Below are 6,066 nucleotides of genomic sequence, written 5' to 3'. Positions count from 1 at the left end.
ATGGGCGTGCGCCGTTGTGGCGCGAAGAAGAAAGGAGTGTTCGAATGAACTGAGCTTACTGGCGTAGCTTATGCCTGACCGACTTACCGGTGCTGGTGATGAACCGGCTGAGATTCCGAAAGGGAAACGGGACCATAGCATGTCGGGGAATGGATCGAAGTCGGGTGCCGCAACCTGACGGTTGACCAACAGGCAAGGTGTGCATGGTGAAGACTGGATTGTCTGAATCCCAGATTCCAGCGGCTATCAGGTTGGCGATGGTGAACGCGGTTGTCACACCATTCCGAGCGGAGCGAGGAGCACGTCCCAGTGAATCGCTGCCAGTCCGCTCGGCGCAGCCCCGGTAAGGGGATTAAGGAAACGAACGGGGCACCTAAACACGCCGCGACTCCTCACTCGCGCAACTGCGGGATCGCCTAAACAGGACGGCTTGTTCGGACCTGCATGGCGACGGAGCCGTCATAGTAGTCAAATGCCCGGTGTAATGGCCGGGATAGCCGCCGCGAGGCGGACGGAGCAGCGGTATAAGCGGGAGTGATCCTTGTCGAAATCCGCAGCATCCGGGCGAAGGACGGCAGTTCTGTAACCTCGATGAATCAAGGGAAAGGGATTGCTGATGCAGACCGCTACTATCCTGAGACGGATCGAGACGCTTCCGGCCCTGTCGCGGGCGGGCAAGCGGATCAATGGTCTCCACCGCCTCATGCGGTCCCGCTGCTTATATGAGCGGGCCTATGACAGAGTATCCCGGAATCGGGGTGCCATGACGCCGGGAGTAGACGGCCAGACCTTCGACGGCATGACGCTGGCAAGGCTTGATCGTTTGGTCGAACGCGTGGCGGATGGCCGTTACCGCCCTCGTCCAGTGCGGCGGGTCTATATCCCCAAGGGCAATGGTAAAATGCGCCCATTGGGCATCCCTACGGCGGATGATCGCATCGTTCAGGAGGCGGCGAGAATGATCCTCGCGGCGATCTATGAGCCTGTGTTCTCGAAACATAGTCATGGGTTCCGCGCGGGTCGCTCCTGCCACACGGCTCTCGAAGAGATCCGCAAAACCTGGACGGGTGCGAAATGGCTGATCGAAGTGGATGTTCGCGGGTTCTTCGACAACATCGACCATGACATCCTGCTCGGCCTCTTGGCCCGGCGCATCGATGATCCTGTGTTCATCGATCTGATCGGAACAATGCTCAAGGCAGGGTGCATGGACGAATGGAAGTTCGAACGGACCTATAGCGGCACTCCACAGGGCGGGGTCATCTCGCCCTTGCTTGCCAACATCTATCTCCATGAGCTTGACTTGTTCATGGAGGAAATGCGGGCGGGCTTCGACAAGGGCGTCAAACGGCGGGCCAATCCTGCCTATGCTGCTCAGGGCCAGCAGATCGCCGCACTTCGTAAGAAGATCGACGCAATCCGTGCCGGTGGCGCGGACGAGGCAGAAGTCCGGGCCTGTCTGGCTCGGATCGAAACCATCAATCGGGATCGACGGAAAATATCATCCGTCGATCAAATGGACCCCAACTTCCGCCGCCTGCGCTATTGCCGCTATGCCGACGACTTCCTTGTCGGTGTGATCGGCAGCAAGGCGGACGCCGTCCGGATCATGGCCGATATACAGCACTTCCTCGCTGAGCGGCTCAATCTGGCGGTATCACCGGAGAAAACCGGGGTTCGCGATGCGTCGAAGGGATCGCCGTTCCTTGGCTTCCATGTATGCGCCTTCACGTTGCGCTCCGCCGGCACGATGGCGGGACGGCAGAAGGTCGGCGGTGGGATGCGTCGCGTCCTTCGTCGGCCAACGCGGGGGAATATCAAGCTGTGGGTGCCACGGGATCGGGTCTATGGGTTCTGCAGGCGGAAAAAGCTCGGCAACCTCGACAAGAGGAATGGCCGAGCACGTCCGCAGTTCCTCGACTCCAGTGTCGCGGAGATTATCGTTGCCTATAACTCGGAGTTTTGTGGCTTCGCCAACTATTATGCGATCGCCGATGGCGTAAAAGCGTCGCTCGACAAACTTGAGCTGGTCATGTTCAGGAGCTTGTTGGCGACGATATCCTGTCGACGGCGTACGAGTAGAAGGCAGGTCATGAAATCCCTGAAAATGGGGGCGGACTATGGTGTCACCACCATGGTCCGGGGCAAACCGCGCGTCCACAAGGTGTGGAAGCTGAAACATCTGATCGTGAAGACGTGGGGCAATCCCATCGTCGATACCATCACGGTCGGCTCGCGCATTGCGCAGAGTTCGAACGACCTCGTTACCCGCCTCACCGCTGAAGAATGCCAAGCATGCGGCGATACCGATGGACCGTTCGAGATGCATCATCCCAACCGCCTGAAAGACAAACGGGGCGACCAACTGACACTGTGGAAACAATCGGCGCGGCGGCGCAGGACCATCGTTCTGTGCCGCAAATGTCACGTCGCACACCATGGTGGTCGGATGCCCGACAGAATGGAGAGCCGTGTGCATTGAAAGGTGCAAGCACGGTTCGGGGGGAGGCGCTGGGGCGTCCTCGAAAGAGGCGTCTCGCGCCCACCCTACGGAAACCCGGTGACGGGGTTCCGCGACGCGGCGCGACTGCGGCGCGGAGTAGAGCGCGGGCCGAAGGCAGGCCCCGCCTATTTCTTGATCGTCCCTACACTGCATCCCTGCGGCACCTGTGCCCTGCGGACGGCAAGCTGACGCATCCGCTCATAGTCCACGCCCCAAAGACCTGCCCGCTGCGCGGCGGCCTTTTGCATCAAATCGACATAGGCTCCGCCCGAAAACACACGGTAATCGACGGCATATCCCTGCGCGACCATGGTTGCCCCGACACTGGCTTTATTCGCGGGAAATCGACAGGCCAGGTTAAGACGCCCGTAACTCTTGGGATCGGTCCGACACTGGTTCTCCCGGCGCAACGCATAGTCGAACATCGACATCGAACAGTCCATGCCACCATCGCGCAACGCGAGATTGCGCAACGCTTCGCTCGAAATGGCTTTGAGCTGTGGCAAGTCATCATCGGGCGCATCGATTCCGACGATCCGCACCCGCCCGCTTGGAAAATCGACCGTATCGCCATCGATGATTCTTGGCTGCGGCGATGTCAGCCGTGTTTGCGACGCTTCGACCAGCGCCTCCTTGTTCTGGCTGATCGAATAGACCGCGACGATGACGAACGTGATGCCCATCATCCATTTCTGATGCCGTGGGACTTTCGCAAAGAGGTTCATACCTGCCGGATCTCGCGCAGGAGGTCGTTCCAGTCGCCAGCATGGGGCGGCGGCTTGACGACGAGCTGGCGGCCATTGGCCGTCAGGTGCGGGGTGGCGCGCTCGATCGCGCGCGCCGCCTCGCTCCCATGCTGGCTGTAGATGACGACGGTGTGGACGCTCTCCGGGATGGCGACGGCCTGATAGCGCTCGATCCCCAGGACCGGCCATACGAACTGGCCGGCGCCGAGCAGGTTCATCACGCTCGCGGCGTCCTCGACGCCTTCGGCGAGGCGCAGGATGCCATCCATCGGGATGCCGCCCCAACGGACCGCGCCGACGCCGGGATTGCCGAGCATCCGCTTGGGCTCATCCATGTCGGCCTTCCAGCGGCCATCGGGGGTCAGGAAGGTCCGGTGGATCGCGACGACGCCGGCATCTTCCTCGATCGGCACGATCAGCGCCGGCGCGAACGCCTTGGCGGCGCCGGCCCCACATTGGCAGCGTGGATCGAAGCGGGCGTTGATCCCGTCGGGGATGATTGAGCGCCCTTCGCGCAGATAGCGATCGGCGAGCGTGCCGGCGAAGGGCTCGGCGTGACGCCAGACCGAAAGCGCGACCTTGTTGAGATCGGCCTTGCCCTCTTGGCGTTGGCCTGGGTCGTGATCGGGGGGCGCGAGGATCTTACCCGAGCGCAGCGCCGTCATGATCGCGTCGGCGGTGCAGCCCGCGAAGCAATGGAACAGCACGGCACGTTCGCCGACGCGGACCGACAGGCTCGCGGTGCTGTCGGCGTGCGCCGGGCAGCGGCACATCGCCGAACTGCCGTGCCATTTTCCTCCGAGCTGGCGGACGATGCGGTCCGCCTGATCCTCGATCGAGACTGGATCTCGTCGTGCCATCTCTGGACACCTCCGTTGCAGGACGCATACTTGGTATCGCGAGGGGGCGAACAGCGCCAGCGAAAACCAGTGAAATCGCTTTTACAGGGTCGGAATGGAATTAGAACTTATACTAGAGCGCGAGCTGACGACGCTGCGCCCGCCAGGGGGCAGCATCACCGATGTTCATGTCTGCCAGCATGACTCCGGCAAGTGGCACATCGACGTGCGACTAAGCTGGCGCGGCACGTCATTGTTCCATGTGGGTCTCTACGACAAGAAGCGTATCCGCTTGTATCGAAAGGTTGCTTCGGCAATTCGCCATGTAGTGCTCGGCTACGGCTATGATGGCGTAATACACGTCCATCCCATTCCGGGACTGCAAGACGAAGCGGCATTTTAGCGCGGCGGGACGAAAACTCCAAAATGAACCTTTGTCGCTTTCTGGGTAGGCAAAGGCCCTAGAGCGATTTAGCCTGTCTTCACCCGAGGAGTGAAAACATGGCAAATCGCTTGTTTACGTCTCTCGCTGCAACCGGCCTGATTGTCGGTTCGTTCGCTGCGGCGCCGGCTCGTGCTGAAAATACATGGGCGTGCGAAGTGCTGCTGTGCGCGAGCAATCCTGGCGGGTGGATGCAGTTCACAGAGTGCGTCCCGCCGATCCGCAAGCTCATCTCGCATCTCGCGCTGGGCGGGGGTTTCCCGACCTGTAGCGCGGGCGGGGTCAGCAAGGCTGACTATACCAAGCCGAAGCACGGCCGACCTGGCTATGTCGACATGACGATGCAGGACGGCAGCCGGACCCGCTATACGGTGCCGACCGAAGCGGAGGTTGCGCAGGCGGAAGCCACGGCGCAGCCGGGGCCGGTCCCCGGAGCAAGGACATTGGAGCGGTAATGCTCCCCGCCGCGGTCATCATGGGTCTCGCGGCGCAATGCGCTCCTAATGTGGCGCCCGCGACCATCGCGGCGATCGTGCAAACCGAAAGCCAGGGATTCGAGCTGGCGATCAACGTCAACGGCCTCGGCCGCAAGGTCGCACAGCCGAGCAGCGTCGCGCAGGCGGTCGAGGTCGCGCGCTTCTATGTCGGCAAGGGCTATTCGGTCGATCTTGGCCTTGGCCAGATCAATTCCCGGAACATGAAGGCTCTTGGGCTGACCTGGGACAATGTGTTCGATCCGTGCACGAACATCGCCGCTGCCGGCGCGGTTCTCTCCGGCAACTATCATAGCGTCCGCGCCGGGCTTCATCCCCAGCGGGCGCTTCGTATCGCCCTGTCCATGTATAACACCGGGTCGCAGTCGCGTGGCTTCTCCAACGGCTATGTCGGGAAGGTGGTCGGCAACGCCGGCATTGCCGACAATATTCAGCCCTTCGCCGTCCGCGTCAGCGCGTTCACCGGCGCACCCAATACCGGCGGAGGATCGAGCGCGGCAGCGCAGCTCGCCGCGCTGGTCGAGGAAAACACGTCCGATGCGGGGCAGCCCAAGGCTGCGCCACCCCCACCGCCGCCATCGTGGGACGTGTTTGCGAAGGCGGAATATGAGCGAGCGCGGCTCGCCGGAGAAGGAGAAAACCGATGAATCTCGTGTCATTCGGTGGGCCGGCGCGCGCCCTCCGAACCCGCGTATCCAGCTACGTCGACGCGATGACGCCGCGTCAGCGCAAGGTCTCGCGGCTATCCTCGATGCTCGGCCTGGTGGCGCTGACATCGCTATTCTCGGCCGAGCCGGCCTTCGCGCAGGCCAATTTGGAGAGCTTCGGCAACGCCGTCCTCGGCCTCCTGACGAACGGCCTGCTGCGCACGGTCGCGATCCTCGCGCTGATCGCTGCCGGCTTCGGGTGGCTCACGGGCCGGGTCAACACCGGGGCGCTCGTCACCGTCATCATCGGCATCGCGATCATCTTCTCGGCGCCGTGGATCGTCGATCAGCTCAACACGGGCGGCTGATCCTTATGCGGGCGGGGTGCGCATAAC

Annotated in this window: 7 protein-coding genes; 5 read left to right on the top strand and 2 right to left on the bottom strand. The window is 62.1% G+C overall.

Features of this window, described 5'->3' with window-relative positions; translation table 11 throughout:
- Positions 1–763 precede the first annotated feature (763 nt).
- Positions 764–2,482, top strand: coding sequence for a reverse transcriptase/maturase family protein (locus WFP78_RS21125; protein WP_419723013.1), 1,719 nt, complete (start codon positions 764–766; stop codon positions 2,480–2,482).
- 146 nt (positions 2,483–2,628) lie between these two features.
- Here WFP78_RS21125 and WFP78_RS21120 read toward each other — a convergent pair whose 3' ends face one another.
- Positions 2,629–3,189 carry a thermonuclease family protein gene (locus tag WFP78_RS21120; protein WP_336966417.1) on the bottom strand — a complete coding sequence of 187 codons (561 nt, stop codon included), beginning with the start codon at positions 3,187–3,189 and terminating at the stop codon, positions 2,629–2,631.
- A gap of 35 nt (positions 3,190–3,224) precedes the next feature.
- Positions 3,225–4,109: a DUF7146 domain-containing protein gene (locus WFP78_RS21115; protein WP_336966416.1), complete on the bottom strand. Its 885-nt coding sequence runs from the start codon at positions 4,107–4,109 to the stop codon at positions 3,225–3,227.
- Positions 4,110–4,203: 94 nt separating this feature from the next.
- On the opposite strand from WFP78_RS21115, the gene WFP78_RS21110 reads away from it, so the two are divergent.
- The 4 genes from WFP78_RS21110 (at position 4,204) to WFP78_RS21095 (ending at position 6,039) form a co-directional block, all read left to right on the top strand.
- Positions 4,204–4,491 carry a hypothetical protein gene (locus WFP78_RS21110; RefSeq protein WP_336966415.1) on the top strand — a complete coding sequence of 96 codons (288 nt, stop codon included), beginning with the start codon at positions 4,204–4,206 and terminating at the stop codon, positions 4,489–4,491.
- Positions 4,492–4,589: 98 nt separating this feature from the next.
- Positions 4,590–4,985, top strand: a complete 396-nt coding sequence (locus WFP78_RS21105) for a hypothetical protein (protein ID WP_336966414.1) — start codon at positions 4,590–4,592, stop codon at positions 4,983–4,985.
- Positions 4,985–5,671, top strand: coding sequence for a lytic transglycosylase domain-containing protein (locus tag WFP78_RS21100; protein ID WP_336966413.1), 687 nt, complete (start codon positions 4,985–4,987; stop codon positions 5,669–5,671). The genes WFP78_RS21105 and WFP78_RS21100 overlap by 1 nt, the downstream gene beginning before the upstream one ends.
- A complete protein-coding gene (locus WFP78_RS21095) occupies positions 5,668–6,039 on the top strand; it encodes a TrbC/VirB2 family protein (protein WP_336966412.1) in 372 nt (123 codons plus the stop codon). Before WFP78_RS21100 ends, WFP78_RS21095 begins: the two co-directional genes overlap by 4 nt.
- Positions 6,040–6,066 lie beyond the last annotated feature (27 nt).

It is taken from the genome of Sphingobium aquiterrae (assembly GCF_037154135.1).
In the GTDB taxonomy this organism is placed as follows: domain Bacteria; phylum Pseudomonadota; class Alphaproteobacteria; order Sphingomonadales; family Sphingomonadaceae; genus Sphingobium; species Sphingobium aquiterrae.
This window is presented reverse-complemented; position numbering and strand designations above follow the sequence as displayed.

Excerpts from the sequence above, each read along its gene's own strand:
- WFP78_RS21125 (WP_419723013.1), top strand. The coding sequence starts at position 764 with ATGACGCCGGGAGTAGACGGCCAGACCTTCGACGGCATGACGCTGGCA.
- WFP78_RS21120 (WP_336966417.1), bottom strand. The coding sequence starts at position 3,189 with ATGATGGGCATCACGTTCGTCATCGTCGCGGTCTATTCGATCAGCCAG.
- WFP78_RS21115 (WP_336966416.1), bottom strand. The coding sequence starts at position 4,109 with ATGGCACGACGAGATCCAGTCTCGATCGAGGATCAGGCGGACCGCATC.
- WFP78_RS21110 (WP_336966415.1), top strand. The coding sequence starts at position 4,204 with ATGGAATTAGAACTTATACTAGAGCGCGAGCTGACGACGCTGCGCCCG.
- WFP78_RS21105 (WP_336966414.1), top strand. The coding sequence starts at position 4,590 with ATGGCAAATCGCTTGTTTACGTCTCTCGCTGCAACCGGCCTGATTGTC.
- WFP78_RS21100 (WP_336966413.1), top strand. The coding sequence starts at position 4,985 with ATGCTCCCCGCCGCGGTCATCATGGGTCTCGCGGCGCAATGCGCTCCT.
- WFP78_RS21095 (WP_336966412.1), top strand. The coding sequence starts at position 5,668 with ATGAATCTCGTGTCATTCGGTGGGCCGGCGCGCGCCCTCCGAACCCGC.